Below are 15982 nucleotides of genomic sequence, written 5' to 3' on the forward strand. Positions count from 1 at the left end.
GTAAAAATAATGCTATGAAATTGAACTAATTCAGGGATTAGTTGTCTGTTTGAAAGAGTGTTACACTCACTGCAATTTTCACTTTCGGAGTTCGTCAATGGGTAACAGTTTACAGCGTGTTGAATTGCTTGTGCCGGGGCGCAACCTTGATGCGTACATCCAGGCCGTAAGCAGCATCGCTGTGTTGTCCGCTGACCAGGAGCGTGAACTGGCGGAACGCCTGTACTATCAGAATGACCTGGAAGCGGCAAGGCAGCTGGTTATGTCGCACCTGCGTTTTGTGGTGCACATCGCCAGAAGTTATACCGGGTATGGCCTGTCCCAGGCTGACCTGATCCAGGAAGGCAACGTCGGCCTGATGAAGGCGGTCAAGCGTTTCAACCCGGAATACGGGGTACGGCTGGTCTCTTTTGCCGTGCACTGGATCAAGGCGGAAATCCACGAATTCATTCTGCGTAACTGGCGTATCGTCAAGATCGCCACCACCAAGGCGCAGCGCAAGCTGTTCTTCAACCTGCGTTCCAGCAAGAAGCGTCTGGGCTGGTTATCGACCGATGAAGCCGAGGCGGTTGCCAAGGATCTCGGCGTTGATCCCGATGTTGTCCGCGAGATGGAAAGCCGCATGACGGGGCAGGATACCGCGTTCGACGGCTACGCTGATGACGACAGCGATACCGGTTACCAGGCGCCGGTACATTACCTTGAAGATCAGCGTTATGATCCGGCCACCCAGCTGGAAGAAAGCGACTGGGAAAACAATGCCACCCGGCAGCTTCAGGATGCCCTGAACAGCCTGGATGAAAGAAGCCGGGATATTCTTCAGAGCCGCTGGCTGGATGAAGATAACAAGGCCACCCTGCATGAGCTGGCTGCGAAGTATGGGGTTTCCGCCGAGCGTATTCGTCAGCTGGAAAACAATGCGCTAAAAAAGCTGAAAGGTTTTATGGCTGCCTGATGTTTATCAGGCACAAAAAAACGCCGCTTTTTAAGCGGCGTTTTTTGTGGCAGGAAGAAAAATGCAGAACTTACAGTTCCAGGCTTTTCCGCATCAGTGAGAGAGCATCATTGCCACGGGCCGACTGTTGCTCCGGCGTACTCCGTTCTCCCCAGCCTTCATAGGCCAGGTCTTCCTGGGGCAGCTCATCAATAAACCGGCTGGGGGTGGTATCGATGGTTTCTCCGAATTGTCGGCGGGTAGCTGCCAGCGTCATGGTCAGCGCCTTGCGGGCACGGGTGATGCCAACATAGGTCAGGCGGCGTTCTTCCTCGACATTGTCTTCTTCAATGCTGGTGCGGTGAGGCAGCAGGTCTTCTTCCATGCCAACCATAAAGACATAGGGATATTCCAGGCCCTTGGAGGCATGCAGGGTGAGCAGCTGCACTTTGTCTGAATCGTCTTCTTCTTCCTGCCGCTCCATCATGTCCCGAAGCAGAAGTCGGGAGATGGCGTCCTCAATGGTAGCGTCTTCATCGGCACGATCCAGAATCTGCTGGATAGAATCCACCAGGAACCACACATTGCCCATCCGCTTTTCCGCGACCACTTCACTGCTGGAGTTCTGGTAGAGCCAGTTTTCATAATCGCTGTCGGCGATCATCTCCTTGATGGTGGCGATCGGGTCATCCGTGCTGCAGCGGCGGGTGATGTCATCCATCCAGGCGGTGAAACGGCGTAGCTTTTCCACGTAACGGGCGTCCAGCACCTGTTCGAGGCCAAACTCATGGCAGGCCTGGTAAAGACTGATGTGGCGATCCCCCGCATAAGTGCCCAGCTTCTCAAGCGTGGTCGGGCCAATCTCCCGGCGTGGCACATTGATGATACGCAGAAACGCGTTGTCATCATCCGGATTCACCACCAGGCGCAGGTAGGCCATGATGTCCTTGACCTCTGCACGTGAGAAAAACGAGGTGCCGCCGGTGATATGGTAGGGCACCTGGTGCTGCTGCAGTTTCAGTTCCAGCAGGCGGGACTGATGGTTGCCCCGGTAGAGGATGGCGTAATCCCGGTAGTGGGTGTCGTGCTTGAGCTTGTGGGTCAGGATCTCCGTGGCAACCCGCTCCGATTCAGCGTCCTCGTTACGACAACGAATAATGCGGATCTCCTCGCCCATGCCCAGCTCACTCCAGAGCTTCTTGTCGAAGACATGGGGATTGTTGTCAATCAGCACGTTGGCGGCTTTCAGGATGCGGCTGGTGGAGCGATAGTTCTGCTCAAGCTTGATCAGTTTCAGGCCGGGAAAGTCTTCGTTCAGCTGGATCAGGTTTTCCGGTCGCGCACCCCGCCAGGCATAGATGGACTGGTCGTCATCACCCACCACGGTGAAGCGCGAATGGCCGCCGACCAGCTGCTTGACCAGCAGGTACTGGGTCGAGTTGGTGTCCTGGTACTCATCGACCAGCATGTAATGGATTTTTTTCTGCCAGCGCTCCAGGACGTCCGGATTATCGCGGAACAGTTGCACCGGCAGCAGGATCAGGTCATCAAAATCGACCGCGTTATAGGCGCGAAGGGTGCGGTTGTAATGGAGATACACCCGGGCCGCAAGCATCTCCTGGTCATTGCGCGCCATCTGCAGGGCGGTTTCCGGCGCCAGCATGTCGTTCTTCCAGTTGGAGATGACATGCTGAATGAAATCCAGGGAGTCGTCATTATCCGCCAGTTCGCGGTGCATCAGCTCCTTGATCAGTGACTTTGCGTCCTGGTCGTCAAAGATGGAGAAGCCCGGCTTGAAGCCCAGCGCCTTGTGCTCTTTGCGGATGATGTTCAGGCCGAGGTTATGGAAGGTCGAAACCGTCAGGCCATGGGAGGCGCGCCCCTTCACCAGTTTGCCGACCCGCTCCTTCATCTCCCGCGCCGCCTTGTTGGTAAAGGTGACGGCAACAATATTGCGGGCCTTGAGGCCGCATTCCTGAATGAGGTAGGCGATCTTGGTAGTGATCACGCTGGTCTTGCCGCTGCCGGCGCCGGCCAGCACCAGCAGGGGGCCGCTGATGTAGTTAACCGCTTCAGCCTGTCGATCATTGAGCCTGGACACAGTGGGGAGCGACTCCTTGCAAAAAAGGGATATTGTATCGTGACAGGGTTTGGAGTCACTGCGTAATTTTGCCTGTTAGCCGATGTGGCTTGCCTCATCTGTCATCAGGTCATTCGAAGATGCAAATCCCATGTTGTAGAGAAAATTGCTTTATCCGCTGAAGCGCCACGGTATCGGGCTACATCGCTAGGCTTAACGTTGTTTCGTTGTTTTTTTTGCTGTCTGAAGGTGTTGGAGACGCGAGTGAACCTGGTGCTTTCCCTGTGGTCAACAGAGCATGCCTTTTATTCTGAAGTGAGGCCTCTGACAGTGGGGAGAGTAACACATTCTTCTGGAAGACCCGGTGTGCGTACGCACATGAATGAAGAAGGGCAATCGACACGGGTTACTTTCATTAATGGACTTTCCGTGAGGGTGAGAGCCATATCCCGGCAGGCGATTATGCTCTCAAATAGCGCGGGAGGATTGTCCCGAAATACACTGCTTCTAACAAGGAGGGGGTGTTGGCTTATGCGTTTCCAAAACATTACCCGTTTGGTAATGGGAGGGCGCATTGAATTTGGGCAGCCGTTCAGGGAATTATTGAATCTTGATGGAACCAATAACAACAGGCAAATACTCTTTCGCGTGATTGATTGTTTTTTCAACGGTCTGGCGTCAGTACCCAGGTGTGTTGAAAGCTTTATGCTTTTTCCATTGCAAAGTCGGTTTGGTACTGTTGCAGAATATCAAGCTGAAACGGGAGAAGGATTTCCTTCTAACCTGGCAATGACACGGGTTTCGGTGACATCCAATCATGCTGAGATTGTGGGATGGCATATCAAAACCAACGCAGACAAGGTGCAGGGTATTATCGTTTTTTATCATGGGAATTTTCATACCGCCAGGGATTGTGCTTTCACCTTTGGTTCCCAAATGGCAGGCCTTGGTTATGACTCCCTATGGAGTGAATATCCTGGTTATGGTGAGTCTCAGGGGAACATTAGCTGTATTGAGGATCTTTTGGATGTATCCTGGCGCTTTTTTAACAAAGCTATTGAGCTGAAAAGAAATCAACGGCAAAAGATGTTTGTTGGCGGGTATTCAATTGGTACAGGTATTTCGGCCTATGTTGCCAATAAAAGCCATGATTTACCGGCGATAAAGTCTCGGACGCGTCGTCATCAGGTGAAAATGGTCGATGCGCTGTTGTTGCTTGCTCCTTACTACAGTCTCAAACAACTATCTCGTGTGCATTTCCCTGTGCCTGATTTTATGCTCAGTTACGATCTGCCAAGCTGTAAGTATCTGCAGGACTTTCTGGGTAAAAGCGAGACAGCTCGAGTTTGTATTGCGCATCCCAGGGATGATGAGATTATTCCTTATCAGCATGCGCAGCAGTTGTTTGTTGCTTCGTGTCAAACCCTTTCCGGGGCAGTTAAAAGCAGGCTGGTGTTTCTGACGTTAACCCATCCCGATAATGAAGCTAAAGCCGGGCATACTTATATACCCGACAATTTTTTTGAGGATGTTGATACTTTTTTCAGCCGTAATGCGACGTCGCCTGAATTCCTGTCACTGGCGGAGCGAGCGGAGCAATACGATAAGGTATTAGCTGCTATGGCAGAGTCCAATGCAGGGGACAAAACGGAATAGTTGAGCAATCTTTCCTGTATTTTTCAGACACTGTTTATTATTCAATAATCGTCGTATTAAATTCAGCTCAAACGAAATAGCGATACAACCAGAAACTGCAGGATTGACGATAGTCGAACCCATAACGTATTTCAGGGTTCGACTACAGAAAGCGAAAATAATTCAGGGGTGGGGTTCCTAATACGTTTTCAACGCATTATCAGACATATTTCAGCTTATAACCCGCCCGCTGCAAGTATTCGCGCTCATGTTCGATATTGGTTTTGGTCAGTGAGCGTTTATCCAGCCACCCTTCCGGGAACTGTAACGTTATCTGGCGGTCTTTCACCTGAAGCGCAATATCCGGCAGGCGATCGGTACGAATCTGGTTTAACAGAATGGCCTGGCGTAGCAGGATCATCAATCGCAGCAGTCGGGTGAATTCGGCGCGAGGCAGCTGGTAGAGCGATTGCAGCGGTAATGTCCGTCGATGACCCCGTACCAGCATGGCCAGTTGTTGCTGCTCACGGCTGGAGAAGCCCAGCAGGTCAGAATTACGGATAATATAGGCGCCGTGGCGGTGGAACTGGATATGGGAGATATCCAGACCGATCTCATGCAGCAGGGCAGCGCCTTGCAGGAGCTTGAGATCGAGTTCATTCAGTTTCCAGTCAGCAGCAACCTGCTGAAACAGCAGTGTCGCATGTTTGCTGACACGACGGGCCTGTTCCTCATCGACATGATATCGGGTCATTAGCGCGCTGATGGTGCGTTCGCGGACATCTTCATGGCTCTGGCGACCCACCAGGTCGTACAGCACGCCTTCGCGCAGTGCACCATCGGAGTAGTCCATGCTGTCGATATCCAGGCTGTCGAAAACCGCGGTGAGTATCGCCAGCCCTGCAGGAAATATGGCGGCACGTTCGGGTTTCAGTCCCGGGAAATGTACCCGTTCGACTTTTCGGAATTGCAGTACGTCACGCTTTAACTTTTTCAGTCCATCCCGGGTGATGCGATCAATACCCTGTTCCGCCAGGATGCCGTGTACTGACTTAACGGAACCCGAAGAGCCGATGGCTTCAACCCAACCTTCTTTTCGGTAGGTTTTCTCAATGTTCATCAGCTCCAGGCGGGCGCTGTAATACGCTTCCTGGAAACGTTTCTCGCTGAGGTTGCCATTGGGAAAATGCTGGTGGGTATAACTTACACAGCCCATGTGCAGACTTTCCAGCAGCCTGGGCTCAAAGCGCTGGCCGATGATGAATTCGGTACTGCCGCCACCGATATCGACGACCAGACGACGTTCGTTGTCATCGGAATAGGTTTGCGCCACACCCAGGTAAATCAGGCGGGCTTCTTCGCGTCCGGCAATAATGTCGATGGGGTGCCCCAGTTCCTGCTCAGCCAGGCGAACAAAGGTGTCACTGTTTCTGGCCTTGCGCAGGGCGTTGGTACCTACGATACGAATATTCTCAGAAGCCATGCCGTCAATATATTCGGCAAACTTGCGCAGGCAATCGAGACCCCGTTCCATAGCCTCATCGGTCAGCAGCCCCTGTTCATCAATGCCGGCGGCGAGCTGTACTTTTTCCCCCAGTCGCTCGACCGGACGGATTTCATTGTGATCCTGGCGGGCCACAATCATGTGAAAACTGTTGGAGCCGAGGTCTATGGCCGCCACGAGCGGCTGGCTTTCGGCATGGGTGACATCAGGTGTTGTCATGGGTTATCAGTCACTTCGGGTATTGGGTGAAGAATACCAGATGTCTGCAAAGAGGGGGACAGCACTGGCCAGACGGTCAGGCAATGCAGGGCATAAACAGGGGCATGATTCAGGCGGTGGGCAAAGGGTTTATCACTGTCGCAGGCCAGTGCTATGATTGCGCTCTTGTGAAATTTCTTGATTGTTAGGAGTCTGTATCCATGAGCGAGATTGCCGAAAGCGGGATTGTCAATATCACGGACGCGACCTTTGAGGAGCAGGTTCTGAATGCCGAGATACCGGTGCTGGTGGATTACTGGGCCGAATGGTGCGGCCCCTGCAAGATGATTGCGCCGGTGCTGGAAGAGATCGCTGCCGAGTACGATGGCAAGCTTAAGGTCTGCAAACTGAACATTGACGAAAATGAAGCCACGGCGCCGAAGTACGGTGTTCGCGGTATCCCGACCCTGATGCTGTTCATCAATGGTTCTGTAGAAGCCACCAAGGTCGGCGCCCTGTCAAAGTCCCAGCTGACTGCGTTTCTGGACAGCAACCTGGCCTGATTCCCGGCGTTTGAAACCGGCGATCAGTGCCTGTACGACTGGTCGCTGGGCATTTTCCCTGCTATTCTTGCCCCGTCCCTTGGTTCTGGTTAAAAAACGTAAAAAATTATCGGCTGGATGCTGGACGGTCTTTGTAGACAGTGTTAGATTTAGAATTAATCGACCATCGCTGACGCCGCTTTCCGGCAAGCAAGTATCTGGCATCACAGAGCCCCAGTCGGAACCGCAGGCCAACATTCTCATCTGAATCATAAATCGAACGAAAGCCTGACACATTTATCAGCGAATAGACCAGCAACCGGATTTCGCCTTTCACTGAGTAACTCACACAGTCAGTTATGCATCTTACCGAATTAAAGAAAAAAAGTGTCCCTGAGCTGCTGAAAATTGCAGAAGAAATGGGACTTGAGAATCTTGCCCGCTCACGCAAGCAGGATGTCATTTTTACTATCCTGAAACGCCATGCGCGCAGCGGTGAGGATATTTACGGGGACGGCGTTCTGGAAATCCTTCAGGACGGGTTCGGTTTTCTCCGTTCCGCCGACAGTTCCTACCTGGCGGGCCCCGATGACATCTATGTATCACCCAGCCAGATCCGCCGTTTCAATCTGCGCACGGGGGATACCATATCGGGCAAGATTCGCCCCCCGAAAGAAGGTGAGCGCTATTTTGCCCTTCTGAAAGTCAGCGAAATCAATTTCGACAAGCCTGAAAACGCCCGCAACAAGATTCTTTTCGAAAACCTCACGCCTCTGTTCCCCAATGAACGCCTGCTCATGGAAATGGGTAACGGTTCCACCGAAGATTTGACCGGCCGAATCATCGACCTGGTATCCCCGGTGGGCAAGGGACAGCGTGGTCTGGTGGTCTCCCCGCCGAAGGCTGGTAAGACCCTGATGCTGCAGAACATTGCGGCAAATATCACCAAGAATAACCCGGAATGTCACCTGATCGTTCTGCTGATCGACGAACGTCCGGAAGAAGTGACCGAGATGGCCCGTTCTGTACGCGGTGAAGTGGTTGCGTCTACCTTCGACGAACCGCCATCACGTCACGTTCAGGTCGCCGAGATGGTACTGGAAAAGGCCAAGCGTCTGGTTGAGCACAAGAAAGATGTTGTCATCCTGCTCGACTCCATCACCCGTCTGGCCCGTGCCTACAACACCGTGATTCCATCTTCCGGTAAGGTACTGACCGGTGGTGTGGATGCCCACGCACTGGAGCGTCCGAAGCGCTTCTTCGGTGCGGCCCGTAACATTGAAGAGGGCGGCAGCCTGACCATCATCGCGACCGCGCTGGTGGATACCGGCTCCAAGATGGACGAAGTTATCTTCGAGGAATTCAAGGGCACCGGTAATATGGAGGTGCACCTGGATCGTCGTATTGCAGAGAAGCGTGTATTCCCGGCTATCGGTATCAACAAGTCCGGTACCCGCCGTGAAGACCTGCTGACCACCGAAGAAGAGCTGCAGCGGATGTGGATTCTGCGCAAGATCCTCCACCCGATGGATGAGATCGCCGCGATTGAATTCCTGTTGGATCGTATGAAGCATACCAAGACCAATACGGAATTCTTCCAGTCCATGAAGCGCAAGTAATACATGGATAATTGAGCAAAAGGCCGGTTTTACCGGCCTTTTGTTTATGTCGTATCATCGCCAGACTGTGCACAGACGAAGTGACCTTCCATGAAATACCGCGACCTCCGCGATTTTATCGACCAGCTGGAAAAGCAGGGCGAGCTGAAGCGTATTACCGCAGAAGTGGATCCCAACCTGGAAATGACGGAAATCAGTGATCGCACCCTCCGTCGTGAAGGCCCGGCCCTGTTGTTTGAAAACCCCAAGGGGTATGACATTCCTGTGCTGGCCAACCTGTTTGGAACGCCTCGCCGTGTCGCCATGGGTATGGGGCAGGATAATGTGGAAGCGTTGCGGGATATCGGTAAGCTACTGGCGTACCTCAAGGAGCCTGAACCCCCGAAGGGCTTCCGCGACGCGCTGGCCAAGATTCCGGTATTCCGGCAGGTATTGAACATGGGGCCGAAGGTGGTTCGGTCTGCCCCCTGCCAGGAAGTCGTCTTGCACGGTGATGAGGTCGACCTGGAAAAGCTGCCGGTACAAACTTGCTGGCCAGGTGATGTCGCACCATTGGTAACTTGGCCCCTGGTGATTACGAAAGGGCCGCTGAAAGAGCGCCAGAACCTGGGAATTTATCGCCAGCAGTTGCTGGGACGTAACCAGCTGATTATGCGCTGGCTGTCCCACCGTGGTGGTGCGCTGGATTACCGGGACTGGCAGGAAAAGCATCCGGGCGAGCGTTTCCCTGTCGCGGTAGCTCTCGGTGCCGACCCGGCGACCATTCTGGGCGCTGTGACACCGGTTCCCGATACGCTGTCAGAATATGCGTTTGCCGGCCTCTTGCGTGGTTCCAAAACGGAGCTGGTCAAATGTGTGACCAATGACCTTCAGGTACCGGCCAGTGCCGAGATTGTTCTGGAAGGTTACCTTGAGCCAGGGCTGGAAGCCGATGAAGGCCCTTACGGCGATCATACCGGCTATTACAACGAGGTGGAGCGCTTCCCGATCTTCACCGTGGAATGCATGACGCACCGCCGCGATCCCATTTATCACAGCACGTATACCGGTCGCCCGCCGGATGAACCTGCGATCCTCGGGGTTGCACTGAATGAAGTCTTTGTACCGATTCTGCAGAAGCAGTTTCCAGAGATTGTAGACTTCTATCTTCCGCCGGAAGGGTGTTCTTACCGCCTGGCCGTTGTCACGATACGTAAAGAGTACCCGGGTCATGCCAAGCGGGTCATGCTTGGCGTTTGGTCTTTTCTCCGGCAATTCATGTATACGAAGTTTGTAATCGTTGCGGATGACGATATCAATGCCCGGGACTGGAAAGATGTGATCTGGGCCATGACCACCCGGATGGATCCGAAGCGGGATTCGGTGTTTATAGAAAACACACCCATTGATTACCTGGATTTCGCCTCGCCTGTCGCAGGCCTTGGTTCTAAAGTCGGTTTCGATGCTACGAATAAGTGGCCGGGTGAAACTCAGCGAGAATGGGGGCAAGCAATTCGTATGAGTGACGAGGTCAAAATGCGAGTGGATGAGATCTGGGATGAGCTTGGTATCTTTTGACAGATGCTTGTTTGAGCGCCGGGGTAAATGCACAGCCTGTTACAGGAAAATAGCCAGGGAGGTTGTCCGAAAATAGCGTCCGAGGGGCGTCTATTTTCGGGCAGCCTTCTAGGCACCCATTGAGCGCCTGCCATGATGACTTTTAAGACTGCATTTACGCCAGTGCCAAGTACTGTCAGATGTTCCAAGTCCGAAATTCAGCGCCATGGTTAGCCGCCTGCTACTGGTGGGGTTTCCTCCGAACATGCGTTTGAATGTAGCGGCAAGATTCTCTTTATTCTGTTCTGTTGGTTTCAAATCATGTTCCAGCATATTAAGGAATTTTACCATTGCATGCTGTGAAAAAGAGTTCGAGGGTGAAAATGAGGTGTCAGGCATAAACTGCGATGGTGTCATGCTCAACCAGTCAATAAGTCTGTATCCATTGATAAAGGATTGGTATAGAGAAAAGAGAAATCCATGTTGAATCAATATAAAAGAGTGCCCAAGGCTTTCGGTCACGGTGTAATCGACCTGGAATATTGCATCATCGATAGTATGTAACATTGTTATTAGTGATTCATGGCTGGTACCTTCAAAGATTGGACCGCAACTCAAAAGGTCAAAGATCTCATTTGCAACATAACTACACTCATCTTGAATCGCAAAGACATTGTTTTTGATAAGGTCCAGACATTCTTCAGGGCTGAGTGGCATTTTGTAAAAATAACTGTGGAAATGGGATTCTATAATGGGGCAAAGGTTCATGCCCCGAAGTTTGCTTCGGGGCAAAGTTTTACATCTTCTGCTTCAAATCGGCATCCATCTGTTTCACCCTGTCTTTCACTTTTGCCCAGAATGACGCTTTGCGGTTCTGCGCACAGACGGTAACGATGTAAGGCGTAATGGTATCGACGCCATCGACATCAAAATCCGTATCTTCAGGCTTGCCGGATTTACTGTAGGCCGTGGCCCAGCCAACCGCGTAGGGTTGGAAGTCATCTTCAATATCCAGAAAATCCGCACAGGTCCACTTGGTAATGGGCTTGGGAGGAACGTTGGACTTTTTCTTGCTGTCGGCAAAGGTGACGCAGGACAGCACTGCCAGACTGCACGTCAGGCACAGTGTCTTGATTCCCATGAAGGTGTCCTCTGAGTGACATAGTCGGAAAGCCTAGTTCAAACGACAATTTCTGCCACACGTCAGTATTCAAATGAATGGCAGGTTGAGTCGTCCCGGCTGGCAGGCTACGGGGTGAGGTTTTACAGTAAAAGTGATAAATCCCGATACTTTGTGACGTTGATACCTGACGTAAGCGACCTTATTATCACGCCAAAGCAGTAATGGATCAGAGGGGGCAGCGTGCCTGACCAGAGAACACGGGCCTTTCGCGTTAAGCACCTTAACAAGGTGACAGGAGACATCTACCAGGTACACCTGGTAGTAGCGGACGGTAAACCATTGTCGTTTGAAGCGGGGCAGTACCTGCAGGTGTTGATGCCTGAGGGTGATCCCTGTGCCTATTCCATCGCCTCGGCGCCGGGTGACAACCGCAATGAGCTGGAATTGCATGTGCAGTGCTACCCGGGGCACGAACGGGCGCAGCAGGTTATTGCTCATCTGTCGTCCGGGGAAATGATTCGTGCAACCCTGCCCCATGGTAATTGTCATCTGGGTGATTGCCCTGATGCTCCCATTGTACTGGTGGCCGCCGGCACCGGATTTGCCCAGATGAAAAGCATGGTGGAATTTACCCATCAGAACGGTCATCAGCATCCCGTTTCACTCTATTGGGGAGTACGACGTCCTCATGGTTTTTACCTGCCCCATCTGCCTGTGCAGTGGAGCAGTGAGTGGGGACTGCATTACCATCCCGTTGTCAGCGAAGCCGAAGCGGAAGATGACTGGGCGGGACGCCATGGTCAGCTCTACCGTGCCGTGCTTGATGACCTGGATCAACTGGGTAATGCGCATTTCTATCTCAGTGGTTCACCCGATATGGTGTATACAACACTGGATGGTTTGGTTGCAGCAGGCGTGGATGAAAGTCGGGTACATTCCGATGTATTTGATTATGCCCCCAGGGAAAGCGTGACTAAATAATCCCATTCATTGGGTAACCTTGTTTCTCTAAGATCAATAAAACCTGCTTACCGGCAGGTTTTATTGTTTCAGGAACATTGTTTGTATCGGAGGTAAATACACTACGGCAGCCACATATTTTGGCTGTCATGGTCAGCGTGTTAGATTACCGCGTTTTTTCTCTTTGACCTGATACCAAAGCGCCAGCCTGCGCAACAGGGATGTACACTGTTCATGCACAATACCCGCCGTCTGTTTGGGATACTGTTACTTACACCGTTACTCTTCAGTTGCACGACGCGTGAGGCTTCTGATTATGCGTCCAGTTATGCCAGAAACCAGTTACTGAAGCAGACCGGTTCAGCCGGTCAGGTGATTGCGGCAGGGATGGACTACCAGAAAGACCTTATCGGTTTTGAAGCACTGGTTCGCCTGTTGGCGAAAGAGGCGCGGGTGAACTGGGGGGATGAAAAACACGCGACACGTAAGGAATACGTCAAATACACCAATAACTACCGTACACGGGTTTTTGTGGATTTTGACAAGGGGAAGGTGCATGTCGAGACCCTTGATCGAAAGGATTTGCATCACGCGATTGTCCTGACACTCCTGACACCGAATGAGCCAGAGACTGTGGATCTGTTTGGCACCCGCGATATTCCTTTAGGCGGGGAGCCGGTGTTGTATGGTCAGGTGCTGGATCATGAAAAGCAGCCAATACGCTGGCCGTGGCGTGCAGACCGTTATGCGGATTACCTGATTACAAACAGGCTGTCGCAGAAATGGAGTAAACGGGGCACTGTGTATGCCGTGGATTTTGACCTGACCCGTGACCACCTGCAAAAACGACAGTATCAATATGCCAGCCTGGTACGGCAGTATGCCCGCCGTTACAAGGTGGATGAAAGCTTGGTCTACGCCATTATCCGGACTGAGAGCAGCTTCAACCCTTATGCGGTCAGTAGCTCCAACGCGTATGGGTTAATGCAGATTATCCCGAAAACTGCTGGTAAGGATGTCTTTACCCGAATCAAGAATCGGTCTGACCAGCCGTCCAAACATTATTTGTTTAAACCACACAATAATATTGATACGGGAACCGCCTATATTCATCTTCTTGAAACCCACTATCTCAAGGGGATTCGGGATCCTCTGTCACGAAAATATACGATCATCTCTGCTTATAACGGTGGTGCAGGTAATGTGTTTGCAACCTTTGACCGGGACAGGGGCCGTGCAGTAGAAAAAATTAATCAGCTGCAGCCGTCCCAGGTCTATTGGGCTTTGACCAAGCGCCATCCCCGGGCGGAGTCTCGTCGCTATCTTGAGAAAGTGACCACTGCCCAGCGTGACTTTATGGCTGGCAATGTCATGTAGTGATTGGAGCTTAAAGGTACTCCCAGTCAGAAAACGTTGCAGCCTGCCCATGGTAAATGCCATTGTCATCCAGCAAATTCCAGACAACGGCATTATGGATGGCAAAACGCCGGCCGGATGCCGCGATCCGGATGCCAGCATAGTTTTTTATGAAGCCGTGCTCAGAAACTTCCAGTAACAGGCGTTCTCTTTCACCCCGTTCCGGCGCCTCTGCCGAATAACGGGATGGCAGTCGTGTAAAGGTCTCCCAGTCCATCTCGAACAATTTCAGCGCCTGTTGGTTGGCATAATTGAAAATCGGGTCTGCCTGGGTGCCATGAGAAACAATGACTGCCGGTGCAGTATCCAGCGCAGTGACAAGATTGAGACTGGAAGTATCGATCAATGATTGTCCTGTCAGTGACTGGAAGCTGTTTGCCATCAGTCTTGCATGTGAGGCAAGCCATTCGTCTGTCGAGGATATTGCTGTATTCACAGGGAGTGTCGGGTTCATGACAACAATTCACCGCTGTTTATCATTATTGTGAAGAGGATTCCTGTTTGTTGGTTGTCCGTCAATGGCGGACTAAAGCCGTCAAAACGAGTGAGGCAGTTTTTTTACGGCATATCCCTTGTAAATGAACCCGAGGGGTTTGGGGACAAATGGCATGTATTGGGTGTCCAGTGTCTGGATGTCGAGATGACCTTCCGTGATTAAATCAGGAATGGCCCGATTCAGGTGGCATCCTCCAAACAGTTTCTTCCAGAGAGGAGTCAGGTGGTCCTGCCATTGGCTGATTCGAACCGCTGGCGATCGTCCATGCTCACAGAACAGTAATCGCCCGCCCGGTTTTAATACGCGGTAGATTTGCTGCAGGGCACAGTACCAGTCAGGTATTGTGCAGAGGGTATACGTCAAAACAACGGTATCCATGCTGTTTGTGTCCAGCGGTATCTCCTCTCCCGGCAAAGACAACCATTCTATAGGCACAGGTGCCTGCTGGTAGCGCTTTGCCGCCAGAGACCGCATAGCTTCAGAGGGCTCCAGTGCCCAGACCTTCTCGACGGTGTCTGAACGGTAGAACGGGAAGTTCAGACCTGATCCGGCACCAATTTCCAGTACGCGACCTGCAGCATCCGGAATAATCTCTGCACGTAATCCCTGAATATCTTTGAATCCGCAACAAAAGTTGAGCAGGTGCGGCAGGCAGTACTTGTCGTAGAAATTCATGCGTTGTCACATTATTTTAATCAATTTCAGTAGCATATTAACGCAGAGTATCAGTGCCTGCCTGGGCAATGATGCCATCCTGGTGCAGTTCCAGGTTAAACGGTTTGCTTCATGGCAACCTTGCGCCGTATGCCGATGAGTTGTAAGAAAGTGATGAGCAGGCTTTCGCAGAGGAAGGTGACAAAGAAAGCCAATGCGACTCCCCAGCTAATGGCTTGCCAGGTCATCGGAACAGTGCGGGAAAATGACGACAGCGTTTCGTCAAAAAATTCATTGCCGTAACGCGATGCGACATGCAAAGCGACTCGGTACCAGGGCTGACCCAGGGCAGTCTGTTCCTTTTCCTGCATCAGGTAGCGGTCATATATTTGCCGGACACTGTCAGCATCCTGCGTGAAGACAGGATCAGGGCTCGACTGATAATGATTGATCAGTGCCAGCATACTGCCTTCGAAGAACTGGTCAGCGGTTGCCTGAAAACCGCCCAGGTTGATAGTGGCTTCTTTGAAATGGGCGTCGATTCTTTTCTGGTACTGGTCGATAAAACCCGGTATCTGAATGCCCGTCAGAAGGCAGACAGAAAACAGTAATAACCTGAAATAACCTCTTATCATCGCTGGATAATCCCATCCGGTATTGATCAAGACATTGCCTTACCGTTATCAGACCGCAAGTTGCAGGATGGGTTCAAGTCCGGTGGGTAATGATCAGATACCGGGTTCTGCAATCGAGCGGTCTATCTGCAGGAATTCGATGGGAGCGCCATTGTCCTCTATAAAGGCAACAACGACCCCGGGGCTGGGGCTGTTGGGGGGAATAATGACATGCTTACCTTTGATGGCTTCATGAATATCATCCACTTCAAAGGCAATATGTGGCAGGTTTTTTACAATGTCCGGGTAGGGCGCATCTGCTTCGTAACGAACCCATTCAATGCCATAGGGATTTTTGCCATAACCGCTGACGTACATTTTCAGGTGCTTGAGGTGGATCTCATCCTTGAGCGGCTCTTGTGTGGGAATTCCCAGGTGATGGTATTTCATGGCGATCAAGACTCTGAATTGGGATATGACATGACTATTTGCTTGAGCAGCATGAGATTACTCTCTGTACATCGACGTAAGAATGCTTAAATGATCCTGACCTTTGCCGCTTTCCTGATATTGTTCAATGGCCCATGCTTCAATACTGTTGGTGTCATTCTGACGTATGTCTATCAAAAAAAACGTCAATGCTAATGTACCGCTTAGCAGAATCAGAATTC

At 51.7% G+C, this 15982-nt stretch carries 15 protein-coding genes; 7 read left to right on the plus strand and 8 right to left on the minus strand.

Annotated elements, in window-relative coordinates:
* The first annotated feature begins 97 nt into the window (after positions 1-97).
* Positions 98-955 carry an RNA polymerase sigma factor RpoH gene (rpoH, locus tag AC27K1_RS00960; RefSeq protein ID WP_487147614.1) on the plus strand — a complete coding sequence of 286 codons (858 nt, stop codon included), beginning with the start codon at positions 98-100 and terminating at the stop codon, positions 953-955.
* 70 nt (positions 956-1025) lie between these two features.
* Here rpoH and rep read toward each other — a convergent pair whose 3' ends face one another.
* Entirely contained in the window at positions 1026-3035 is a 2010-nt protein-coding gene (rep, locus tag AC27K1_RS00965) for a DNA helicase Rep (RefSeq protein ID WP_487147615.1), read from the minus strand.
* A gap of 510 nt (positions 3036-3545) precedes the next feature.
* Here rep and AC27K1_RS00970 point away from each other — a divergent pair.
* The gene (locus AC27K1_RS00970; protein ID WP_487147616.1) at positions 3546-4670 is read left to right on the plus strand and encodes an alpha/beta hydrolase family protein; all 1125 of its coding nucleotides are present in this window, start codon (positions 3546-3548) and stop codon (positions 4668-4670) included.
* Between the two features lie 199 nt (positions 4671-4869).
* Here AC27K1_RS00970 and ppx read toward each other — a convergent pair whose 3' ends face one another.
* Entirely contained in the window at positions 4870-6372 is a 1503-nt protein-coding gene (gene ppx / locus AC27K1_RS00975) for an exopolyphosphatase (RefSeq protein WP_487147618.1), read from the minus strand.
* Positions 6373-6572: 200 nt separating this feature from the next.
* Here ppx and trxA point away from each other — a divergent pair, with 200 nt between their 5' ends.
* The 3 genes from trxA (at position 6573) to ubiD (ending at position 10069) form a co-directional block, all read left to right on the plus strand.
* Positions 6573-6914, plus strand: coding sequence for a thioredoxin TrxA (gene trxA / locus AC27K1_RS00980; RefSeq protein ID WP_487147619.1), 342 nt, complete (start codon positions 6573-6575; stop codon positions 6912-6914).
* 338 nt (positions 6915-7252) lie between these two features.
* Entirely contained in the window at positions 7253-8512 is a 1260-nt protein-coding gene (rho, locus tag AC27K1_RS00985) for a transcription termination factor Rho (RefSeq protein ID WP_487147621.1), read from the plus strand.
* A 90-nt stretch (positions 8513-8602) separates the two neighbouring features.
* Positions 8603-10069 (plus strand): 4-hydroxy-3-polyprenylbenzoate decarboxylase, encoded by a 1467-nt coding sequence (gene ubiD / locus AC27K1_RS00990; protein WP_487147622.1) that lies wholly within the window; start codon positions 8603-8605, stop codon positions 10067-10069.
* 108 nt (positions 10070-10177) lie between these two features.
* On the opposite strand, the gene AC27K1_RS00995 is transcribed toward ubiD, so the two are convergent.
* Positions 10178-10765, minus strand: a complete 588-nt coding sequence (locus AC27K1_RS00995) for a hypothetical protein (protein ID WP_487147623.1) — start codon at positions 10763-10765, stop codon at positions 10178-10180.
* Positions 10766-10844: 79 nt separating this feature from the next.
* Positions 10845-11189 (minus strand): acid-activated periplasmic chaperone HdeA, encoded by a 345-nt coding sequence (hdeA, locus tag AC27K1_RS01000; RefSeq protein ID WP_487147624.1) that lies wholly within the window; start codon positions 11187-11189, stop codon positions 10845-10847.
* A 222-nt stretch (positions 11190-11411) separates the two neighbouring features.
* Here hdeA and AC27K1_RS01005 point away from each other — a divergent pair, with 222 nt between their 5' ends.
* Together AC27K1_RS01005 and mltC are read left to right on the plus strand one after the other, a co-directional pair.
* Complete coding sequence (locus tag AC27K1_RS01005; protein ID WP_487147625.1) at positions 11412-12152, plus strand: FAD-binding oxidoreductase; 741 nt, start codon at positions 11412-11414, stop codon at positions 12150-12152.
* A 213-nt stretch (positions 12153-12365) separates the two neighbouring features.
* Positions 12366-13508 carry a membrane-bound lytic murein transglycosylase MltC gene (mltC, locus tag AC27K1_RS01010; protein ID WP_487147627.1) on the plus strand — a complete coding sequence of 381 codons (1143 nt, stop codon included), beginning with the start codon at positions 12366-12368 and terminating at the stop codon, positions 13506-13508.
* Positions 13509-13518: 10 nt separating this feature from the next.
* Here mltC and AC27K1_RS01015 read toward each other — a convergent pair whose 3' ends face one another.
* The 4 genes from AC27K1_RS01015 to AC27K1_RS01030 form a co-directional block, all read right to left on the minus strand.
* Positions 13519-14001, minus strand: coding sequence for an MEKHLA domain-containing protein (locus AC27K1_RS01015; RefSeq protein WP_487147629.1), 483 nt, complete (start codon positions 13999-14001; stop codon positions 13519-13521).
* Positions 14002-14082: 81 nt separating this feature from the next.
* Positions 14083-14718 carry a class I SAM-dependent methyltransferase gene (locus AC27K1_RS01020; RefSeq protein WP_487147630.1) on the minus strand — a complete coding sequence of 212 codons (636 nt, stop codon included), beginning with the start codon at positions 14716-14718 and terminating at the stop codon, positions 14083-14085.
* Between the two features lie 95 nt (positions 14719-14813).
* Positions 14814-15332 (minus strand): DUF2937 family protein, encoded by a 519-nt coding sequence (locus tag AC27K1_RS01025; RefSeq protein ID WP_487147632.1) that lies wholly within the window; start codon positions 15330-15332, stop codon positions 14814-14816.
* 93 nt (positions 15333-15425) lie between these two features.
* Positions 15426-15761, minus strand: a complete 336-nt coding sequence (locus AC27K1_RS01030; RefSeq protein WP_487147633.1) for a VOC family protein — start codon at positions 15759-15761, stop codon at positions 15426-15428.
* Positions 15762-15982: the final 221 nt, after the last annotated feature.

This window comes from Kistimonas ophiarachnellae, assembly GCF_057552235.1.